The sequence below is a fragment of the Bernardetia sp. MNP-M8 genome (genome assembly GCF_037126285.1).
In the GTDB taxonomy this organism is placed as follows: Bacteria; Bacteroidota; Bacteroidia; order Cytophagales; family Bernardetiaceae; genus Bernardetia.
Window position 1 is genome coordinate 3670624 of the sequence record NZ_CP147012.1, and the last position, 22968, is coordinate 3693591.

Sequence of the window (22968 nt, forward strand, 5' to 3'; positions counted from 1 at the left end):
TAATTTTTAGGGTTTTGTGTTTTAGAAATTTAACCAAAAACGAATAAAACTGCTTGTTGAATTATTTTTTTGAGTAAAATCGTCGGTGAGATACCGACAATGGCGAGGTATTTATGGTTTTTTTTGCTGTTGTTGGTGTCTCACCAACGACCTCTACATTCTCAGATAACCATAAATATTATTTTACAAACTAACTAAAAACCCTCAAAATCCGATTTCTATAATCAAATTTTGAGGGTTTTTTATTGACTTTTTACTTTACAAATTCCCAAGCAAAATTAGTTCCTTTGTGTTCGACAACAATTTTGTTTACAGCACCAGATGAATAATCGACTGTTCCTTCATATTTATTTTCTTCTTTCTGATTGAGCAAAACGGAATTAACTTTTAGTCCATTTGTTATATGTTTCTCAATGCGATAACGGAGTGTTGTTGCAAGGGAAGTAGAAGTATTTTCAGGATACCAACCACGAATTATATCCACAAAAGCAACCAAGTTTTCATTTTTTTCAGTTTTAACAGTAAGTTGAACAAAATTATTCACTATTTGTGCGCTTTCAACTTGTAGTTTTGTTTCCAAATCATTCTCTAAAAAGCGTTGAGCGAGTAGTTTTTTATTTGTTTCATTCACGTCAGGAAATTGTATTCCTGCTTGTTGTGTGTATGTAATAGTTACTTCATTTCCATTTTCAAGAAGCATTTTTCCTTCGTAATTATTCTGTTCTGCTTTTTCAAAACTTAACTTTTCTATTGTTTTAACGCCATATTTTTTTCTCATTACATATTGAAAGTAGCTTGAAACTGCTGCTTTATCTTGCTTTGGAAACACACCTGTTTGTGGATCAAGAGTTAAAGGAAGTTCGCTTCCATTGTCAGTCGTAACAATGACATCAAATCCATTTCCTACAGTAGGAATAAGTTTTACTTTTTCAGTAGGAATCCCCATTGATCGGATTAGATAACGCTTCGTACTAGATTCTAAAATTTCTTTCCAAACAGGTTTTAAAAGACCTATTTTATCTTTTCCAACTCGCACAAAAATAGTTGCTGTTGGCATTGCAGCATCTTCAAAAGTAGTTTTGGCTAGATAAACCCACTCATCATCAGTAATAGAAGGTGTTTTTTCTAAATGAATAGTTTGTTTTATATCTCCCCAATGCTTTTTTTCTAGTTGTAAGTCAGTTATTTTCTGTTTGAATGCTTTTTCAATTTCAGACTCTAAAAATACTCTTATCTGCTCTTCATCTGATGGTGTTTTATCTTTTGGAATAAATTTTTGAACTGAACTTCCTTTAGTCAAAACAAGTGTATCTCCTTTAAAATCAAATTGATAACTATCAGCAATTCCATAAGCCATTACTTTTAATGTATTTTCATTAATTTCATAGTCTCTTTCAGTAATGTTATCAAAAGTTATTTTTTCATCTGTAACTTGAAGTGTACTTTTGTAATCTGAACGCACCCATTCGCCCTCTAATTTAGAAGAACTAGAACAGCTACTCAAAAAAACGAGCCCTACAAAACTTCCTGTATAAAATAGTTTTGATAGAAAATAAGGATATGTATGTTTAAATTTCATGATAGATTTTATTTTGAATAAACTATTTTTTTATTTTGAATAAACTATTTTTTTATTTTACATACGAAGTGTATGTTACAAGGCTGCAAAAGTAAGAAATTTTTGACTTTTTAGACAGATTAGTCATTTTGAAATGCTGTAAAAAAGTTTTTTTAGAGATTCTTTCTTTATTTTTTCAGTATTTTTTAGCTTTTTTATAAGAATTAATAACTCTAGTCGCTAAAACTTGTTAAGTCTTACTAATTAAACGCTTCATTTTTAATAAATTTGTAGTTACGTTTTGCAAATCTGATTGTGTAGCCTATCAATTAGATTTTAATACACGCCAAATTACTTTTTGATTTTCTAAAAATTACATGAAATACCTACCTTATTTTCTTATTGCGCTAGGCGTAATTCTTATTGACCAAGCTCTCAAATTATATATTCATTCTACACTTTCTCTAGGTGAAGACATTCTGATTTTTGGCGACTGGTTCAAACTTCATTATACACTCAACCCTGGAATGGCATTTGGTATTACGTTGGGTTCTGATTATGGAAAACTTATTCTGACTGTATTTAGAATTTTTGCAGGAATAGGAATTGCTTATGTGATGGCTCGTGCTGCATTGCGTGATGCTCCAAAAGGCTTTGTTTTTAGTATGGCTCTTATTTTAGGAGGAGCATTTGGAAATATTGTAGATTCTACTTTTTATGGTGTTTTTATAGAAGGAAATGCTGTTGCTATGTACGGAAATGAACCAAGTTTTTATCCTTGGTTTCATGGGCAAGTAATCGATATGTTTTATTTTGATATTGCTTCAGGTTATTTTCCTGATAATTTGCCTTTTGTTGGTGGCGACCATTACTCATTTTTTCCAATTTTTAATATCGCTGATGCAGCTATTTTTATAGGAGTTTGTATTATCTTGATTTGGCAAAAACGTTTCTTTCCAAAAGAAGAAGTGGTTGAAATAGAAGTGGAAAAATCTTTAGAAGATGAAATTAGAACAGACAACTCAAGTAATACAGAAAATACAGAAGAAGATAAAATATCTGATACATCTGATGAAGATACAACTATCTTTGTAGCAGGAGAAAATGATTTAAAAGAAGATAAAATAAATGAAGACTTTAAAAAAGAGAATTAGTCTTTAAATCAAAGAAAAAACTGTTTTGAATATAATTTATTTGAACAAAAAAATCCTGTAAAATCGTTTACGTTTTACAGGATTTTTGATTTTTACTTAATTATTTGGTGATGTTACAAACTGCCACCATGCCCTTGTTAGTATTTTAGCGAAGCGACACAAACAATCAAATAATTATTTCTTTGCTCGTTTTAGTTCGTCTTCTTTGATGGTAAGTGAATACAAATCTTTTCCATCTTTGTCTTTATAAGTAATTGTCAGGATACGTTCTTTACGTTTTCCATCAATTTCAATGACTGCGTAATTGTGTTTTCCTACAATAAATGACTCTTTAATGGCTGTCGGATTTTCGTCTTCTTTTGGTGTGGCAGAACCTGCTGTAATGGAAGAAGAAGTAATATCATACAAAGGATAATCATTTTCACGTTCCATTTTAGTAATTACACTATGATGACGGTCACCTGTCAGGAAAATTACACCTTCAATATTTTGTTTTTGAATGGCATCCAATACTTTCTGACGTTCTTCTTTGTAGGTTGCATAGTTTTCAAAGATTGCACTTTCATTTAAAACCTGTCCACCAGCTACCACAAATTTAAAAGGAGCTTTACTAGAAACTAAAGACTCAATAAGCCACTGCACCTGTTTTTCGCCAAAATAACTTTTATTTTCAGCTTCATAATCTTGTGCTTGTCTGAAAGTACGATTATCTAACATAAAAAACTGTGCATCTCCCCACGTAAAAGTGCTTACTACATTATTTGCCCCTTCTATAATACTTGTATTTTGGCTGTGCCAAAAAAGTTGAAAGGCTTCTGTAGTAATATCTTTATTGGCAAATGTATAGTCAGAATCATTAGGGCCAAAATCGTGGTCATCCCAAGTAGCATAATTATGAATACCTGCTAAAAGAGGTTGCATTTCTGGAAGCGAACGAGTATGTGTATAACGGTGCATAATTCCCGAACGACTGCCCCAGTCTGGGTCACGTAAATAAGTATTATCTCCACCCCAAACCATAAAATCAACATTTTCTTTATAAAGAGAAGTGAAAATTTCATACTCACTTCCATATCCTTTTCCAGGACGGTCAGCTTCAGGTTCGTTTACATACACACAAGAGCCAAAAGCAAATTTAATTTTTGGTGGGTCAGTTCGGTATTGCCAAAGTAGTTGAGTTTGGCATTTCAAATCATACTCAAAAGGAACTTCTTTATCATTTATGAATACTTTATATTCATATTTTGTAGAATGCTCAAGATTTCTCAAAACTGGTTTTGCAACAAAAGCTGTTAGAGAGTTCGTTTGGATAGGTTCTGTAAATTGGAAGGGTGCATCTGAAATAGCTTTTTCTGTTGCTAGATTTAATTTTGGACGATAAGCAATATGTACTTTTGCAGCTTTTTTGGTTTGTACCCAAAGACCAATTTCACTCATTTCAGAATACCCAACCATAGGACCTGACTGTACAAATTCAGTTTTTAAAGCACTTTTAACCTCTTCTTGAGCAAAAGAGGATGTAGAAAAGATAATTGCAAATACGATTGACAAATAAGTTAAAGAAAACAGCTTTCTATGAGATATGTTTTGACAAAAGTTCATTAGATAAGGGATTTGTTATAACAGATAATTATTTTCTGTAAAAATACGCATCTTTTTAAAAAAGAATGATTAATTTCTTATTAATGATAGTTGGTTTCTTACTCTTCATTGGTAACAGCTACTATTTTTTGAATGATTTTGTCAAGTAATTCGACTTCATGTTGTAAGTAACTTAAATAAAGTAATTTGTTTTCTTGATTACTTTCCATTTTCATCAAATTCATTAATCCCAAAATAGTTGCAACAGGTCTTCTAACTTCGTGAGACTGTTGCCAAGCTATTTCTTTCAAACGCTCATTTTGCTTTTGTATTCTAATCTCTTTTCGCTTTTGATCCGTAATATCTGTTACAGCAAGCACAAATGTTTCTATTTGATTATCTTCATTCTGTATGGGAGATATTTTTGTTAAGTATACTTGCTCTTTATAATCTACTTCATACGAAACGGTAAGACCTCGCCAAATTTTGGGAATAGCTTCTTGTAATTTACGATATAACTGAGGAAGAAGCATTTCACTTGCATGTTTGCCAAAAAAGTTCCTTGGATTAATATCATACATCTTATAGCCTTGTCCTCCTGTATATAGAACAATCATATTTTTATCTATTAATGAAATAGAACCATCAGGAAAATTTTGTGCAAGAATATCTAAATCATGTTGTAGTTTTTTGGCTTGAGAAGTTATATTTTTATATTTTGTTATGTCTTCTAAATTATGAGAAATTCCAATAATATCGGTATTTTTATCATAGACAGGAAGTAATCTAAACTGCCACCAATTTTCTCCTTCATGTTTCTCCACTTCAATAGTTTCTCCAGCTAATACTCTTTCATAATATTGCTTAAATTCGTCTTGAAATACTGGTAATATAAAATCTAGCAAAAAATCTCCTTTTTTTGGTTCTTTTCCAAAAACGATTTTACATATATTTTTTGTAACTTGATTTGTATGAATAATTCTTAAATCTTTACCAATAAAACTTTTTGAATAATTACTACTCTCATAAAGAGAATCAAGCATGTTGAGGGTATATTCTTGTACTTGGATAGCCTCTGTTGCTGCTAAATGAGTTTTAAGTTGCTCAATAACTAAATCGGCAAGAGATTGGAGAATTTCTTTTTCTTTAGTAGTAAGTACACGAGGTGTTTTATCCAAAATACAAATTGTACCTAAATTATACTTTCCTTCAACTTTTAAAGGAACAGCAGCATAAAAGCGCAACCCAAACTCTCCACGCACCAAAGAGTGATTTAAGGTAGCTGGATTTTTGATGGCATTTTGTATTTCATAAAATTCATCTGAAAAAATAGCTGAGCTACAGAGTCCTTTTTCTTTTGGAATTTCTTGTATATCTAATCCTTCAATTGATTTAAACCAAATTCTATCTTTATCGACTAAAGAAATAATAGAAATAGGAACATTAAATAGTTGAACGGCAAGTTTAGTAATTCTGTCAAATGCACTATCAGCAGGAGTATCTAATATTTGATATTTATTCAGAATATTCAAACGTTCTTGTTCCGATGTTTTATCGAACATACGAATAATTTTAGAGAACGTAATTACGTAAGTATTGAGATTCAACAAACAAAATCAATTTTTTGTTTTCCTTTATTTAGCTGATTATAATTTTTTTGTAAAAGACATTTTATTGAAAATACTTATAATTGCTTTACAGGGACATTTAATAGCGTCTTTTTTTAAGAAAAATAACTAGGTTATTAGAGAAAATTCACTTGAATTGATACTTCTTTCAAAATTGCAAATTCCCTTTCAGATTCGTAACTTTGTATGTTATTATAAATCAATAGATTCTGCCATTTTGTCGGTCTTAGTTTATCATTTACCCTTTTTTATTCATTTTAAATAAAAAATGAGTAAAATTTGGACAAAAAAACGCCTTTGCTTAATTTTTGACTTAGATAGAAAAGCATCTGCAAAACAGCAAAACACAAAAGAGCTATTTAACAGCAGCTATATTAATAAGCAATCAATACGAACTATATAAAATATTATGTTTAACTCAATTACAAATGTGGTCGCAAAAGTATTCGGTACAAAATCGGAACGAGATCGCAAAAAACTCATTCCTTACGTAGAACAAGTAAACCAAGAATACAAACAACTTCATGGATTGACAGACGATCAGTTAAGAGCTAAAACTCGTGATGTAAGAGCAGAAATAAATGAACACGTATCAAAAATAGATATAGAAATTGCAGAATTTAAAAAGCAAATTGCAGATGACCCAGAAATGGACATCAATGCAAAAGAAAAAATATTTGTACAAATAGATAAATTAGAAAAAGATAGAAATGTTAAGTTAGATGAAGTATTAGATAAAGTTTTGCCAACTGTTTTTGCTATCGTAAAGGATACAGCTAGACGTTTTACAGAAAATAAGAAAATTACGGTAAAAGCAACTGACCACGACCGTAGAATTATACAAAAAAGACAACAAGAAGGACGTTATAATAACGAAATTGAAATTACAGGAGAAGGAGATAATGCAACCGTTACATGGCACAACAAATGGACAGCCATGGGGCAAGAAATTGAGTGGAATATGGTTCATTACGATGTCCAAATTATGGGTGGTGTGGTGCTTTATGAAGGCAGAATTTCGGAAATGGCAACTGGAGAAGGTAAAACATTAGTGGCTACTCTTCCAGCTTTCTTGCGTGCTTTGTCAGGAAAAGGAGTTCATGTAATTACAGTAAATGATTATCTTGCAAAACGAGATTCTGAATGGGTTGCACCTATTTTTGAGTTTCATGAAATGATGGTTGATTGTATCGACAAACATCAGCCAAACACTGAAGCAAGAAGAAGAGCTTACGCAGCAGATATCACTTATGGTACAAATAACGAATTTGGTTTTGATTATTTGCGTGATAATATGGCTCGTGAAACTGAAGAACTTGTTCAACGTGGACATTACTTTGCCATGATTGATGAGGTAGACTCTGTGTTGATTGATGATGCTCGTACGCCTCTTATTATTTCTGGTCCTGTTCAAGATGCAGGAACACAAGAATATGATATTTTCAAACCTCGTATTGAGAAATTAGTTGGACTTCAACGTAAGTTAGCTCAAGATTTCTTGCAAGATGCTAAACAAAAAATAAAAGCAGGAAATGAGAAAGAAGGTGGCTTATCGCTTTTTAGAGCCTTTAGAGGTCTTCCTGAATATAAACCTTTGATTAAGTTTTTGAGTGAATCAGGAATGAAAGCGTTACTTCAAAAAACGGAAAACGAATATTTAGCAGATAATGCTCGTCGTATGCCTGAAGCTGATGAACCTTTATATTTCTTTGTGGAGAAAAAACAAAATAAGGTTCAGCTTACAGAAAAAGGAACTCAAGCCATTACAAGAGATGGAGAAGACCCTCGTTTCTTTATTCTTCCTGATGTTGCTACAAAAATTGCTCGTATAGACAATGATAAAGACCTCACAGATAAAGAAAAGCTAGAAACCAAAGAGAGATTACTTACTGATTACTCTATCAAAACATCACGTATTCATACTGTAACACAACTTTTGAAAGCATATACACTTTTTGAAAAAGATGTGGATTATGTAGTGATGGAAGATAAAGTAAAAATTGTAGATGAAAAAACAGGGCGTATTATGGATGGTCGTCGTTATTCTGACGGTCTGCATCAAGCCTTAGAAGCAAAAGAAAGTGTAGAAATTGAAGATGCAACACAAACCTACGCAACGGTTACACTTCAAAATTATTTCCGTATGTACTACCGTCTTTCTGGTATGACAGGTACAGCCGAAACAGAGGCAACAGAGTTTTGGGAAATCTATAAACTTGATGTTGTGATTGTTCCTACCAACCGTCCTATCCAAAGAGATGACAGACAGGATAAAATTTTCCGTTCAGTTCGTGAAAAATATAATGCTGTAGCTGATGAAATTCAGCATTCTGTACAACAAGGAAGACCTGTTCTTGTAGGTACAACTTCAGTAGAAAATTCGGAAATTTTGAGTAGAATGCTTCAAATGCGTAAGATTCCACATGAAGTTCTGAATGCAAAACAACACCAAAAAGAATCTGAAATTGTTGCAAAAGCAGGTATTTCAGGAAATGTTACGATTGCAACTAACATGGCAGGACGTGGAACGGATATTAAACTTTCTCCAGAGTCTAAAAAAGCAGGTGGACTAGCTATTATTGGAACAGAGCGTCATGATTCTCGTCGTGTTGATAGACAGTTACGTGGTCGTGCTGGTCGTCAGGGTGATGTTGGTATCTCGCAGTTTTTTGTTTCTTTGGAAGATCCATTGATGCGTATGTTTGGTTCTGACAGAATTGCCAAAATTATGGATAGATTGGGATTAGAAGAAGGTGAAGTAATTCAGCATTCTATGATTACCAAATCTATTGAAAATGCACAGCGTAAAGTAGAAGAAAATCACTTTGGCTCTCGTAAAAACCTTCTTGAGTATGATGATGTAATGAATCAACAAAGAGAAGTTATTTACAAACGTCGTCGTAATGCTCTTTTTGGTGAGCGTTTGGAATTAGATATTATGCTTATTTTTGCAAAAGTATCAGATCAATTAGTACAGATTTATAAAGGAGATTTTGAATCATTCCATTTAGAAGTATTTTCTCTTTTAGGAATCCAGACAGAAATTACAAAATCTGAATTCCAATCTCTAAATGATCAAACTCTTTCTCAACGTCTTTATGAAGAAGCCTATAATGCGTATCGTCAGAAAAATAAAGATATTGCAGCAAAGGTAGTTCCTACTTTAGAAAACATATTTGCAGAACGTGGAGGAAATGCAAGAGATATAATTATTCCTATTACTGACCAACGTAGAATGGTTCAGATGCCTGTCAATATTGAGGAAACAATTGAGAAAAAAGGTGCAAATCTTGTTGCTACTTTAGAACAAACAATGGTACTTTCTATCATTGATAATCTTTGGAAAGAACATTTGAGAAACATGGATGATTTGAGACAGCAAGTACAAATGGCTCGTTTCGAACAAAAAGATCCATTGGTTATCTATAAAATGGAAGCCTTCCAATTATTTAGGTCACTTTTAGATGAAATCAACCAAGAAATTACGTCTTTCCTTTCTCGTGCAAAACTTCATGAACCTGATCCAGAAGAATTACAAGCTCTTCAAAATGCTCAACGTCGTCAGTTAGAAATGCAGATGCGTAGAGAACAAGAAGCGAAACAACAGATGGCTGTAAATCGTGCAGAAGAAGTTGATACAACAAGCGACAATCAAAGAGCCCACGGAACGCAGCAAAATATAGCTCCTACTGCTCCAAGAACAGTTTCACAAGAACCTGGAAGAAACGATGTTGTTACAGTTCGTTATAAAAATGGACAAGTAAAACAAGGTAAATATAAAAGTGTAATGAGTGATGTACGCAATGGAGAATGCGTAATAATTTAATGTAGAATACGCTTTAGCGTATTTTGTATTTATACTCTAACATTTACATTTTAAATATAAAAAAGCAACTTCAATAAATGGAGTTGCTTTTTTAGTAACTAATTTATCTTTTAATTCTATGAAAAAACTAATTCTAATTGACCCAAATCCTGTTCTTTGTAACGAATGGAAAAAATCATTCGAAAGTTATGAAGAAGTAGAAATTATAAATGGATATTTTGAAGTGTTAGAAGAATTTGATTGTATGGTTAGTGCTGCCAATTCGTTTGGTCTAATGGATGGAGGAGTAGATTATGCTATAATAAAATATTTTGGACAAGATTTAGAAAAACGAGTTCAGCAAAGAATCATAAAAGAATATAGAGGCGAACAACCTGTTGGAACATCAATGATTGTGGAAACTAATCACAATAAACATCCATTTATTGCTCATACACCTACAATGAGAGTTCCACTAACTATTTCTAGAACTGATAATGTTTATAAAGCCATGTTTGCACTACTTTTGAGTGTTCATCAGCATAACAACAATAAAGAAAATAACATTAAAATAAATACAATAGCTTGTTGTGGATTAGGAACAGCCACAGGAAAAGTTCCAGAAGAAGAAGCTGCTAGACAAATGCAACTTGCTTACAAAAACTTTAAAAATCCTCCTTCAAGAATAGACTGGAATTATGCTTCCGAGCGTCAGAAAGAAATTATTTTTGGAGGGAATTTGTTTTGAAAATTTACCTATAAATAGCTGATTGAGTATGAATATTTTAAAAAAACTACGCACTTTAGAAAATCTACTATTATTGTTATTCACAATAATTTTAATTTTAGCTTCCACATATATTTTACCAGTAATTGGTATAATGCTTGGCTATGCAAACTCTGGAATAGTCTATCTTTTTACTTCGCTTTTAGGAGTAGGGTTAAGTATTGGCATTATATTCACCTTTGATTTGTGTGTTCTCTTTTTTTTGGTTTCTCTGAAGTATGTTACAAAATTCAAACTCATAAATTATTTCATTCTAATCTATATAAGTTTTTTGTTGAGTAATCTTCCTATCCTTCTGAAGCTTTCTGAGCAGCAGTATGGGAGCTTAGTCTTTTGTCTTAAAATTATTATCCTATCTATCTCTTATACAACAATCATTTATACAGAAAAATCATCTTAATATTATGAGCAAAAAACAATAAAGAGCAAAATATCTTTATTAAATTAAATTATGGAAAAGCACGAATATATCTTACACAAATTAAATGAAGTTCAGAAAGCCTCAAATAAGAAGGGTACTAGCATAAGGGGTTATCGTCGGATAGCAAAATTTATGATTATACTTAATCATTATATAGAGAAAGAAAGCTGCAAAACTTGTTCGGATATACAAGATGAACTACACAGTAAAATAGCACCAATTTACAGTAGTCCCACTTCAAATTGGCATTGGTCTAATTTTGCTGCTATATTTAATATTTATCATGATAACGCTTCACATTTAATAAAAGGACATAACTTTTATCGGAAAAAGAGATACATATATTGGGTATCTCTTGCCCTTATTCCAGTTGATATAATAATGATAATACTGTTTTTTATGAGTTATGCACCTCCAGTATTTCTAGTTTCATTACTTTTTTATTATACTGCTTCATACATCGAAAGCAAGTACATAAAGATATTTAATAGAAAGTGTTTTGAATAAATGATTTATTTATAGAAATAGTCAAACAAAAAAGCCTAGTCATCTAAAAAAAATAAATAGACTTTCATTTTAACTATGAAAACTATTTATCACTATTTAGGTAACTTAAATTTCCCAATATGATTTACCAAATCTCCTCCCAAATATAAATAACCATTATGTTCTTCAACAGAACTTGCTTCTGAGACTTTTTCGCCCGTTGTATCATAAAACACACTCAGAATTTTGCCTTCTTCACTTATATTCATCACAATTCCAAAAGGCTCTTGTTTGGGTTGAAGCCATAAAGGAACACCATAAAGCATTTTTTTCTTTCCTGTATAAGGATGCAAATTATCTAAAAGCTCATTTCGTTTGGTTGTAAATCCTAACCAAAACGAACCATCTTTTCGTCTTGCAATTCCGTTAGGAAATCCTATCAAATTATCTATAAAAATATCTATTGTTCCTTGTTTTTCTCCTTTCAACCAATAACGGACTATTCTGTATTTGGCTAAATCAGCCATCAATACAAAATCATTATCTTTTGAAAGAGCTACTCCATTTCCAAAAAAAGCTCCATCTATTAATGTTTGGACTGTTTTAGTTTTAGGATTGTAGGAATATAATCCTCCATCAGGTTGCATTTCTAATATGATCTTACGAACATTACGAGGCGAAAAATGTGTTTTAGAAGAGGTATTGGAAAAATAAATAATTCCGTCATCAGCAATATCTACATCATTGGGAATCAAAAAAGGCTCTCCTTTTTCATTTTTAGAAGCCAAAACAGTTATTTTACCTTCTTTATCGACACTAATTAAACCTCTTTCTATATCACAAGCTATCAAATTTTCATTTTTATCAAAGTGCAAGCCCGTAATCCAAGAATTTGTTTTACAAAAAATGGCTACTTTTCCAGTAGTATCTATTTTTAGAATTGCACCATCAGAAAAGTCTGTTTTTTTGCGATGTACGCCACAATATAAATTCCCTTCTTTATCAACTGCAATATCTTCTGAGCCATACCAACCGTCTAAATCTATCCATTGAGTAGATTGTAAAATTTCATTTTTGGCAAGTTTTCCTTCAAAATCAGGAACTTTGGCAGGTTTCCAAGCATTGGGGTTTAGAGAACAGGCTTGAAAAATAAAATTGACTAAAAAGAGTAATAATAGTACAACAGGGAGGCTAAAAATAATTTTTTTCTTGTTCATAATACAAATGATTTAAAGTTGAATGAAGTAAATAATAGAATTACAAACTTCTCTCTTTAAATTTTCATTTGCATTGACATTTGTTAAGTAATGAGAAACTGACCCCTAATTCGGCTTAACGATTCGGCTTCAATTCCTAAATAGCTGGCTAATTGTTTTTGAGGAACACGTTGAATAATTTTTTGATGATAGGTATTTATAAACTCCAAATATCTTTCTTTAGCTGTTTGGGTTTGAAAATTATAGGTTCTGTTTTTTATACACAAATAATTTTGTTCTGCTAACATGCGTCCAATTTTTTCAAATTTAGGATTTTGCTCATATAAATCAATCAGTTTTTTATATGAAATAGCATATACCTCTGTGGCTTCAATGGTTTCCAAATATTCAGTAGAAGGTTTTTGAGTAATTAGACTTTCAAATGTGGAAATGAATTGTCCATCACAAGCAAAATAAGTAGATATTTCTTTTCCTTTATTTAAGTGAAAAACACGCAGAAGCCCACTTCTAATAAAGTAAATATATTTTGAAACTTGTCCTGATTGAACAAGTAATTGTTTTGTGTCAAACTTTTGATTTTGAATGATAGCCTGTAATAGATTCCATTCTGATTCATTTATTTTGAAGTATTGATTTAAGTAGGTACGAAGCTCTTCCATATTATTATGTTTATTGAGATTTTGAATACAATAGGTTTGATAGTTATTCGAATTTAGAAAAAAAAGTAGCCTTAACACAAACAAAGCCTATCCATTTCTAAAAATGAATAGGCTTTTAAATTTTATAGAAAATCAATTATTCTTAATCCTCTTTTCGTTCTGCAATAACGGTAGATTTTGCGCTTGGACTAATCTTTTCAGAAAGTTGGTCAGCCATCAAATACATTGCAGGCACAACTACAAGTGTAAGGAAAGTTGCGAATACCAAACCGAAGATAACAGCCCACGCCATTGGTCCCCAAAAAGTTGCATTATCGCCTCCCATATAAAAATCAGGATTAAAATTCGCATAGAGTTTTGCAAAATCTATGTTCATACCTGTTGCTAATGGAATAAGTCCCAAAACAGTTGTAATTGCTGTCAGAAGTACAGGGCGAAGACGAGTATAACCTGCTTTAATGATACATTCCAAAAATTCAGCAGCAGGCAAATGTTCTTCTTCATCAAGTCCTAGTTCTTCTTTTCGTTTTGCACGAACTTGGTCGGTATAATCAATCAGTACAATCGCATTATTTACAACAACACCAGCCAATGAAATAATACCGATTCCTGTCATGATGATAATGAAATCCATTTGGAAAATTACCAAACCTAACATTACACCTGTCATACTAAAGAGTACAGAACCCATAATAATAAATGGCTTGATGATAGAGTTGAACTGAGAAACCAAGATAAGCGAAATAGCAGAAACGGCAATTAGCATCGCTTTTGCCAAAAATGCCATTGATTTGGCTTGCTCTTCTTGCTCTCCTGTAAGTTTAATGCTATACCCTTCTGGTAATTTATGACTTTTGATAAGCAATTTGATTTGTGCTACAATTTCATTTGCATTATATCCTTCCACAACTCCAGAACTTACAGCTACCATACGGTCAAGGTCTTTACGACGAACCGAGCCATACGACGAACTATAATCAATCTTAGCAATCGCAGAAATTGGAATTTGATGATATGTACCACGATTATCTCTAAACGTAATTACCTGATTCATCAGAGCTGAAATATTATAACGGTATTTGTCTTGTAAGCGAAGTTGAATAGGAAAATCATCATCACCATCTTTGTATTTCGAAATTTCTTTTCCAAAAATAGCTGTTCTGAGTGTCATAGCTACTTGGCTTGTAGAAAGTCCGAACAAACGAGCTTTTTCTCTATCAATAGTAAGAATAAGTTCAGGTTTTCCAGTTTCAGCTTCAACAACAAGATTGTCAAGTCCTTGGATGCCTGCATCTTCAATCATTTGTTTTACTTTTTCGGCTTCTTTTACCAAAACATCATATTCTACTCCCGAAATTTCGATATTTACAGGTTTTCCAACTGGAGGACCCTCACGGTTTTTGTCCGTTTTGATTTTTACCCCTGGAATTGTTTTCATTTCAGTAGAAAGTTCCTTCATAATATCCGAAGTACTAATTCCTTTTCTGTATTGGAATTCATAAAAAGCAACTGCAATACGTGCTTTATGAGGTGTTGCACCACTTCTACCAAAGTTATCTTGAGGGTCACCCGATTCTTCACCTACATTTACACCAATTGATTTAATTATTTCATCATAAGGAGCAAGAACTTTATAGGCTTTCTTTTCAATTGTTTCAGCAAACTCATTTGTTGTTTTGATGTCTGTTCCCAAAGGAGCTTCTACATACATATAAACAAAAAGAGGGTCACTACTAGGAAATAGACTTGTTTGAAGCCCTACATTTCCTACCAAAACAAAACTGAAGACTAATAAAAGAAACATTCCTATAGTAAGAAGATAAGGACGAGAACCTTTCAAAAGATAACGCAATATTTTCATATACCAATCTTCCAAACGAGTCAATAGTTTGTTTTGAAACCAGTTTGAAGCAGGTGTGAGCAAATAAATATTTAAGAAAATAATTATTCCAAACGTACTCAGTAGATTAGGAATAGTGTAAGAAAGTCTAAACCCTTCTGTTTTGATAGTAAATGCAGCAGCACCTGTGTCAGCAGAAAAAGAACCTGTATAGGCTACCACATATCCAATAGCAGCCAAAACCATCGTGATAATTCCTACAATCAGCCATGTCTTGACTCCTTTTTTGCTCACTCCTTCTACTTTCATAAAGTAAGCCGAGAAAACAGGGTTAATAACTAATCCTACAAAAAGAGAAGAAGATAAAACAACAATAAGTGTAATTGGCATGTATTTCAAAAACTCTCCCATAATTCCACCCCAAAAAGCAAGAGGAACAAAGGCTGCTAATGTTGTAGCTGTAGAGCTAATGATTGGCCAAGCTACTTCACTCACACCCATAACAGCAGCTTTTTTAGCAGAATAACCTTCTTCCATAAATCTGAAAGTATTCTCAATTACTACAATGGCATTATCTACAAGCATTCCGAGAGCCAAAATAAGCGCAAACAAAACAACAATATTGATACTAATTCCTACTAGATTCAGAATCATAAAGGAAATAAGCATTGATAGTGGAATGGCAACACCTACTAAAAGCGCATTGCGAAGTCCCATAAAAAAAAGTAATACCACAACTACCAAAATAACACCTGAAATAATGTTGTTTTGAAGGTTGGCAATCTGCATTTCCATATTTTCAGACTGGTCGTTTACAATCGTAACATCTAATGTAGATGGAAAATGAGAACCTTGTGCTTTTTTCAAAATTTCTTTGATTTCATAAGCAGCATCAATTAAGTTTTCGCCACTACGCTTTTTTACTTTTAAAGAAATTACTGGAAGACTTCCTTTTTCTTCAAAATTATTTCCTGTTGCAAGACGAGCATAACTAGAGCGTTCAACATACGAATCTTTTACTTCTGCAACTTCCTTCAAATAAATAGGTTCATTATTCTCAGATTTTACAATAATTCCATTCAGCTGACTTACATCTTTAAACTCACCAACTACACGAAGAGAACGACGATAACCTTCCGTCAGAACATCGCCACCCGAAGCCGTTAGGTTTTCAGAAATAATAGCATTTTCTATATCTTGAAAAGACACTTTACGAGCAGCCATTTTATAAATATCTGCATTGATTTGAACTTCTCTATCTCTATCACCTGTAATTACAGCTTCTGAAACTTGAGAGAGTTCTTCTAATTCGTCTTGTAAGTATTCTGCGTATTCTTTGAGCTTTGCTTGTTCGAAATCTCCTGAGAGATTGATTTCCATAATCGGAATTTCAGAAAAATCTACTTCCAAAACATTTGGATCTTGGTCTAAATCTTTAGGCAAATCCTTTTTAGCTTTATCAACAGCATCTTTTACATCAAGAACGGCATCCGAAACTTCTACATCTTCATTAAATTCAATAATGACAGCCGAAGCATCTTGAACCGAAGTAGAAGAAATTTTCTTTACTCCTTTTAGAGATTTTAATTCTTTTTCTATCGGACGAGTAATAAGGTTTTCTATATCAATAGGAGAGTTACCTGGATAAACTGTCTGGACGTAAACCGTCGGCATAACAATTTCTGGAAACTGCTCTTTGGGCATAACAATGTATGAGAAAATCCCTGCTACTACAAAAAGGATAGTGATAATAAATACACTTGTAGAGTTTTTGAGAGAGAACTTCGACAAGCCAAAAATTTCGAATTTTGGGTCTTGCTGAGGTTCTGTTTTTTTATTTAAGTCTGGTTTTGTTTCGCTCATTGTTTTTGGTTGTTAATGAGTTTGAATTTTATTTGATTAACCGTCGTTGAGACTCAAATGAAGCCGTCAACGAGGTTACATTTTTTTATTTTTATGATTTAATGAAACGAACATTTTCTCCGTCCACTACTTCATTATATCCTTTGATGATTACTTGGTCATTGGCAGAAAGTCCTTCAGTTACAACAGTTGAACCTTCATACGACATTCCTGTTTTTACGACTACTTTTTTAGCTACTTTTTTTCCAGCTTCCTCTTTAACAACATATAAAAATTTGCTTCCATCTGTTCCAATCTGAATCAAATTAGTAGGAACTGTAATTGCTCCTTCTGCTTGAAAATCATTGATTTTTACTGTTCCAACAAGATTTGGTTTGATAGCTCCATTTTTATTTGGAAGGTCAATCTGAACTTTAAAAGTACGGTTTGCAGTATTGATTGTTTGTCCTACAAAAGTTACTTTTTGTTCCATTTCTGTTCCTAAAGCACTAAAGAAGATTTTTACTTTATCACCTTTTTTGACAGCAGAAAGATAATTTTCAGAAACATCAGCTACAAGCTGCACATCAGAAACATTGATAACACGAGCAATTGGCATAGCAGGATTTGCTAGTTCACCTTGTTTTGCATAGACTTCATCAATCGTTCCCGAAATAGGAGATGTAACTACACTTTTACGCATCTGTTGTTTGAGTGTTGCAATGCTGTTTTCCAAACTTTCTTTTTGATTTTGAGATTGTAGGTATTCGATTTCTGAACCTATTTTTTGTTCCCAAAGGCGTTTTCTTTTCTCATAAACTGTTGTAGCAAGTGAAAGTTGTGTTTCAAGTTCTGCTACTTGTTTGTTGAAAGTTCCTGCATCAAGGGTTGCAATTACTTGTCCTGCCGAAACTCTATCGCCTTCTTTTACTTTCAAAGACATAATTGTTGCTGGCATTTCAGGCAAAATAGTGACATTTTTATCAGACTCTACTGTTCCCTGTACTTCAATATAATGGTTGAAAGTTTCAGATTTTACTGGCATTGATTCTACCAATTTTGAAGGATTTTCTTTTTTTGCTGCTTCTCCTAGTGCATCTTCAAGTTGAGCAATTTCGCCTTGAAGTTCCATTAGTTCACTACGTTTTTTCTCTAAAGCAGCCTTTTTTTCTTCAGGCGTTTTTGGTTCTTTTTCTCCACAAGAAGAAAGGAAAGAAAGAGAGAGAATAGCTACAAAGAAAAATAGGTAACTGATTTTATTAGAATATTTTTTCATTGAATTATGAATTAAAAATTACGGTTTTTTATTTTTGATATATTGTAAAATAAAATAGTTGTAGGTTAAAGGCTTGCCTTTGACTTATTTGTATTTTATAATTTGCTAGAAGATGTCTTGTTTCTGTCAAAGGCAAGCCTTTGACCTACTGTATTTTTGATTACTCTTTAGTGGTAACTGTATATAAAGTTCCTTGTGATTTTTGCAAGTCTATTTTGGCAACCATTGCATCATATAAAGCTGAATAGTAATTGGTTTGAGCTTCTTTGTATGCTGTTTCAGCTTCTACAACTTCCAAATTTGAACCTACACCCTCTTCATATTTGATTTTGGTTACTCTAAAAATCTCTTGAGCCAATTCCATATTTTCTTCTTGAAATTTGAGTTTGTCAATGCTGTTTTGTAGAGTAATACTTGATTGAGAAACTTGTAAATCTACTATTCTTGAAAAATCACGCATTTGATTTTCTGTTTTCAACAATCTAAATTTTTCTTGCTGAATTAGATAATGCTTTTGGAAAGAATCAAAAACAGGAATATTCAAACTAAGTCCGAAAGAACCATTTGCTACCCATCTATCGCTTGAAAAAGGAATCAAATCTTTTGCTTCTGGCGAACCCATATTTGCACCATAATTAGCAAAAAAGGCTAAAGTAGGCAAGTAACGAGCTTTGTATTCTCTGATTTGAAGTAAATTAAGATCTTTTTGAGTTTGGAGTAACGAAAATTCAATGCGCTGTTCTGGATTAATTTGAGCCACTAAAGCCTCTGAGGCATCGATTTCTAATTTTTCTAATGAACCACTAACAGTCAGTTTGTCTTCTTGTTGTAATCCCATTTGAAATTTTAGAAGCATATCACTAAGTTCTATCAAACGCTCAAAATTCTGAATCTCCATTTTAATATTATTTGAAGAAACTTTCAACCTGTCAGCATCAATTTTTTCAGCAAAACCATTTTCATACAATGCCTTTGTTTGTTGATAAACTGTATCTAGTCGGTTATAATTTTGCTTTAAAAGCTCTAAACGTTCTCTATTGATAAGAAGAGTATAATAGGCTTTACTGACCGATTCTGCAATGTCAATTTTAGATTGGATAATTTGTTTTTTAGAAAGCTCTGTATAAGTAGCAGCAGCCTTCAAACCTAAAATATATGAACCACTAAAAACAAGCTGTTGGAGTTCTATTTTTGATTGTCCTACATATTGAGGTTGAAATTCAACACCTACAAACTCTCCTTCTGGAGCTTGTGGATTCAGAATTTGAGCAGGTAGAAAGTTTACAGGTACTTTGTAGTTATCTACTAAAGAGAGGGAAGCTTCTAGCTGGGGCAAGCCTTGCGCTCTTACTTCTCCTACTTTTGCTTTAGCAATTTGATTGTCTAATTGTGCATTTTTTACTTCCACACGGTTTTCGATGGCATATTCTATACATTGTTCTAGTGTATAGTTTTCCAAGTCTTTGGTAGAAGTGGTTTGTGTATTTCCTTGTGCCTTTAACTGACTTCCAAAAAGAAGTAAGAAAAATAAGACAGAAAATAAAGTTAAAAATCGATGCATTATAATTAAGTAGTTTTTGAAAAAATAATTGAATTGAAAATAATGAAATGTTGTCTTTAATTACGCTGTTTATTTATTAAATTCTATTTGGGCAATTGCTTCTGTTAGTACCTGATGTCCTTCAAGAGTTACAAGCCCATATAAAAAATGCCTAAAAACTTGGAACTGAACTTCACCAATATTATGTGATTTTGGAGAAAATATTTGAGGATTAAAGATAGCTTCTACTTGTGCCATTCGCATTCTTGCAATTACCTCTGGTTCGATATCAGCTCTATATAATCCTTCTTTTATTCCTCTTTCCATATTTTCTTGAATGCCTTTAATAATTTTTTCTTCTTTGTGTCTTAAAAACATTTTCCACGCCTTTGGATAACTACGTTGCAAATCCAAAATTAAGGAAGGATGAAAATTGAGAAAAAACTTTCTATTGTATTCCATAATTTTCAAAACTTCTGCAATCGCATTTTCAGCGTGTTGAGATACTTCTTGTTTATTACAAAATTCATTTTCAAGCTGATGTTCAGCACATAAATAAACTAATTCTGCTTTATCTTGAATATATTGATAGACTGTTTTTTTAGACATGGCAAGTTTGTTTGCAATATCGTCCATTGTTACGCTACGAAGTCCGTATGTCCAAAAAAGCTCTTGCGCTCCCTCAACAATATGTTGTTTAATCGCTTTAAATTCTTCGGAAATGGTTTTTTTTGCATTTTCTTCTTGCTCGTTATGTGAGTTGGATATATCCATTTGTTATTTCACTTCTTATTTATTTTGTTAGTTTGAATAGTCTTAAAATTCTATTCTTGAGTTTACACTTGCAAAACTACGGAAACTATTTCTATTATGAAAGTTTCCTGAGTTTTCAGAGTTACTAACGTTTCTTAATCTTTTAAGTTTAAGTTTTTAGTGTGAAATTGTGTTAAAAAAATATTAACAAAAGTCGTCGGTGGAGATACTGATAATTAGGGTTTTTATACCACCGAACAGTTCGCTTAAAGCGAACCGTTCGGTACGGTACAAAGTTCGGTAAATCGGTAGAAACTAATCCAACAAACCTAATTCTTTGGCGATGTCGTGGGTAAGTTTGGAGAGAGGGCGAAGGTGGAAATATTTTATCGTACTATCTGTAATAAGTTCCTTCATCTCTCTTTCATTATTAAAAATTGTTCCTTCAAATTCTTTGTAAAGATTTTCTATATATGAATCTGAATAAGTGAGATTTTTTTGGATTATTTTTAAGACATATTCCTTATGTTTTTGGTAATGCTTTTCAAGATTGAAAGCCTCAATATTTGTTTGAAATCTATGCTTTTGTATATCAGTCAATAAAGATAGATTGAGTTTAATATCAAAACTATCTATATTATAGTAGAAATCAGGCTTCAAAATAATAAGTTCAAAGTAAATTTTCTCAAATGGAAATGTATCATCATAAGGGTTTACTTTTACATCTGTGTCACTTTTTCCTGTTAAGCCATTGCAAGTAATACAGGAAGGAATAAGATTATAAAACGAAATACATAGAAAAGGATATTTTTTTTTGGGATAAAAATGGTCTAGTTGATAATTTGAGCGAGTTTGATTTATATTATAAATGAAATTGCGATTGCAATACGGACAAACATTGATTCCTAAATCTTCTATAATATGATGTCCTTTATAGGAATTTCCGTCTAAAGTATATTTGTCATTATAACTTAAATAATTATAATAACTTTTTTTTAGAATTTCTTTACTCTTATTTCTTTCAATGGCTATTGTTTTTAATTCATGTGGTTTAGCCAAAATAAGCCTTTTAAAATCCCATGTGTTACCGAAAGCCTTTTTGATTTCAACATCAAATTTTGCTTTTTTCTTTTCTGTAAAATAATTAGAAATTGCTTGATAGTGTTTTTCTGCAATCTCTTCTAAATTTGGATGTTGTATTTGTTACAGTACTGGACATGAGTTAAATTTTTGACAAAGAAAGGACAGAAAGAGTTAATTTAGAAGTGTGAAAACCAAAAAGCTCTATTCCGTCCTGTTGAACAAATATACAAAGGAATTTTCAGATATTCCTATTCATCATGTTCATACTACTTTGTTGCTTATTAGCTGTATTCTGATAAAAGAAACAGTTAATTTAAACAAGTTAAAAAACCAAGTAGGTATTTTTTTAAATTCTCCTACTGTTCAAATTAATTCTCATTATAAGCGTCTTACTCGCTATTTTTTGGATGTTTATGTCCAAAAAACACTTTGGAAGTTGATTTTAGTTTTTAGTATAGGTTCTTTTTTAAATAGGAAGAAGGTAAAAAAAGAAATTTTCTATCTAGCTATGGATGGTAGTGTTTGGCAGTTAGGCGAATATACGTATCACGTTTTGGTATTAAGTGTTATTTATAGAAAAATGGCTATTCCTATTTTTTGGATAAATTTAGAACGAAAAGGCAGTTCTACTTTGGCTCATCGTAAAAGTTTATTAGCATCAGCTTTACTGTTATATCCTTTTTTGAAAAGATTTACAATTTTAGCTGATAGAGAATACAAAGGTAGAGTTTGGTTTAGGTATTTAGAAGAACAAGGATATACTTATATTATTCGGCTTTGTAAAGGAGATTATCAATTAGAGGTTAAAAAGTACCACAGTTTGCTTAAAAAAGCTAAATTAGGCAAATTAGTAAGTCAAGAATTTGAAACTGACTTTGCAAAAAAACTAAAAATAGTTATTTCTTATAATGGGCAAGCAGCAAAAGAAAGTGAAAAATTTGTCATTTTATTAACCAACAAATATCGTTTAACAAAAGAAAAGATTAGTGCTATCTATTATTTAAGATGGAAAATAGAGTGTTTATTTAAACATTTGAAAACAAATGGATTTCATTTAGAGGAGGTAGGAATGGTAAATCCAAGAAAAATTCGTGTTTTAATGGCATTAGTAATTGCATCTTTTTTACTCTGTATCTTAGAAGGAGTAAAAACAAAACAGAGAGTAAAAAAAGACAATGAATCTTTTTATGAATCTGTATTTAGAATGGGGTACGGAAAAGTAGTATTTTACGCTACTTCCATAGACCAAATAATAAAAAAAATAGTTCAATTATCGAAAAACTACAAAATTCAAAATACAACCTAAATTAAACCATGTCCAGTACTGTATGTATTTGT

14 protein-coding genes are annotated in these 22968 nt (G+C 32.0%); 4 read left to right on the forward strand and 10 right to left on the reverse strand.

Features of this window, described 5'->3' with window-relative positions; all coding sequences use genetic code 11:
- Positions 1-253 precede the first annotated feature (253 nt).
- Positions 254-1579 (reverse strand): hypothetical protein, encoded by a 1326-nt coding sequence (locus V9L04_RS14885; RefSeq protein WP_338790638.1) that lies wholly within the window; start codon positions 1577-1579, stop codon positions 254-256.
- 356 nt (positions 1580-1935) lie between these two features.
- On the opposite strand from V9L04_RS14885, the gene V9L04_RS14890 reads away from it, so the two are divergent.
- Positions 1936-2712 (forward strand): lipoprotein signal peptidase, encoded by a 777-nt coding sequence (locus tag V9L04_RS14890; RefSeq protein ID WP_338790639.1) that lies wholly within the window; start codon positions 1936-1938, stop codon positions 2710-2712.
- A 174-nt stretch (positions 2713-2886) separates the two neighbouring features.
- Here V9L04_RS14890 and V9L04_RS14895 read toward each other — a convergent pair whose 3' ends face one another.
- Positions 2887-4263, reverse strand: coding sequence for an alkaline phosphatase D family protein (locus V9L04_RS14895; RefSeq protein ID WP_338790640.1), 1377 nt, complete (start codon positions 4261-4263; stop codon positions 2887-2889).
- 149 nt (positions 4264-4412) lie between these two features.
- The gene (locus V9L04_RS14900; RefSeq protein ID WP_338790641.1) at positions 4413-5855 is read right to left on the reverse strand and encodes a PAS domain-containing protein; all 1443 of its coding nucleotides are present in this window, start codon (positions 5853-5855) and stop codon (positions 4413-4415) included.
- Positions 5856-6330: 475 nt separating this feature from the next.
- On the opposite strand from V9L04_RS14900, the gene secA reads away from it, so the two are divergent.
- A complete protein-coding gene (secA, locus tag V9L04_RS14905; RefSeq protein WP_338790642.1) occupies positions 6331-9747 on the forward strand; it encodes a preprotein translocase subunit SecA in 3417 nt (1138 codons plus the stop codon).
- A 118-nt stretch (positions 9748-9865) separates the two neighbouring features.
- The gene (locus V9L04_RS14910) at positions 9866-10474 is read left to right on the forward strand and encodes a macro domain-containing protein (RefSeq protein ID WP_338790643.1); all 609 of its coding nucleotides are present in this window, start codon (positions 9866-9868) and stop codon (positions 10472-10474) included.
- A 1059-nt stretch (positions 10475-11533) separates the two neighbouring features.
- Here the strand turns inward: V9L04_RS14910 and V9L04_RS14915 are convergent.
- The 7 genes from V9L04_RS14915 to V9L04_RS14945 form a co-directional block, all read right to left on the reverse strand.
- Complete coding sequence (locus V9L04_RS14915; protein ID WP_338790644.1) at positions 11534-12637, reverse strand: SMP-30/gluconolactonase/LRE family protein; 1104 nt, start codon at positions 12635-12637, stop codon at positions 11534-11536.
- 83 nt (positions 12638-12720) lie between these two features.
- Positions 12721-13296 (reverse strand): Crp/Fnr family transcriptional regulator, encoded by a 576-nt coding sequence (locus tag V9L04_RS14920; RefSeq protein WP_338790645.1) that lies wholly within the window; start codon positions 13294-13296, stop codon positions 12721-12723.
- Between the two features lie 142 nt (positions 13297-13438).
- The gene (locus V9L04_RS14925) at positions 13439-16999 is read right to left on the reverse strand and encodes an efflux RND transporter permease subunit (protein WP_338790646.1); all 3561 of its coding nucleotides are present in this window, start codon (positions 16997-16999) and stop codon (positions 13439-13441) included.
- Between the two features lie 91 nt (positions 17000-17090).
- Positions 17091-18254, reverse strand: a complete 1164-nt coding sequence (locus V9L04_RS14930; protein WP_338790647.1) for an efflux RND transporter periplasmic adaptor subunit — start codon at positions 18252-18254, stop codon at positions 17091-17093.
- 160 nt (positions 18255-18414) lie between these two features.
- Positions 18415-19815 (reverse strand): TolC family protein, encoded by a 1401-nt coding sequence (locus V9L04_RS14935; RefSeq protein WP_338790648.1) that lies wholly within the window; start codon positions 19813-19815, stop codon positions 18415-18417.
- Positions 19816-19884: 69 nt separating this feature from the next.
- Complete coding sequence (locus V9L04_RS14940; RefSeq protein ID WP_338790649.1) at positions 19885-20568, reverse strand: TetR/AcrR family transcriptional regulator; 684 nt, start codon at positions 20566-20568, stop codon at positions 19885-19887.
- 294 nt (positions 20569-20862) lie between these two features.
- A complete protein-coding gene (locus V9L04_RS14945; protein ID WP_338790650.1) occupies positions 20863-21606 on the reverse strand; it encodes a hypothetical protein in 744 nt (247 codons plus the stop codon).
- 238 nt (positions 21607-21844) lie between these two features.
- Here V9L04_RS14945 and V9L04_RS14950 point away from each other — a divergent pair, with 238 nt between their 5' ends.
- Complete coding sequence (locus tag V9L04_RS14950) at positions 21845-22936, forward strand: transposase (RefSeq protein ID WP_338790163.1); 1092 nt, start codon at positions 21845-21847, stop codon at positions 22934-22936.
- Positions 22937-22968 lie beyond the last annotated feature (32 nt).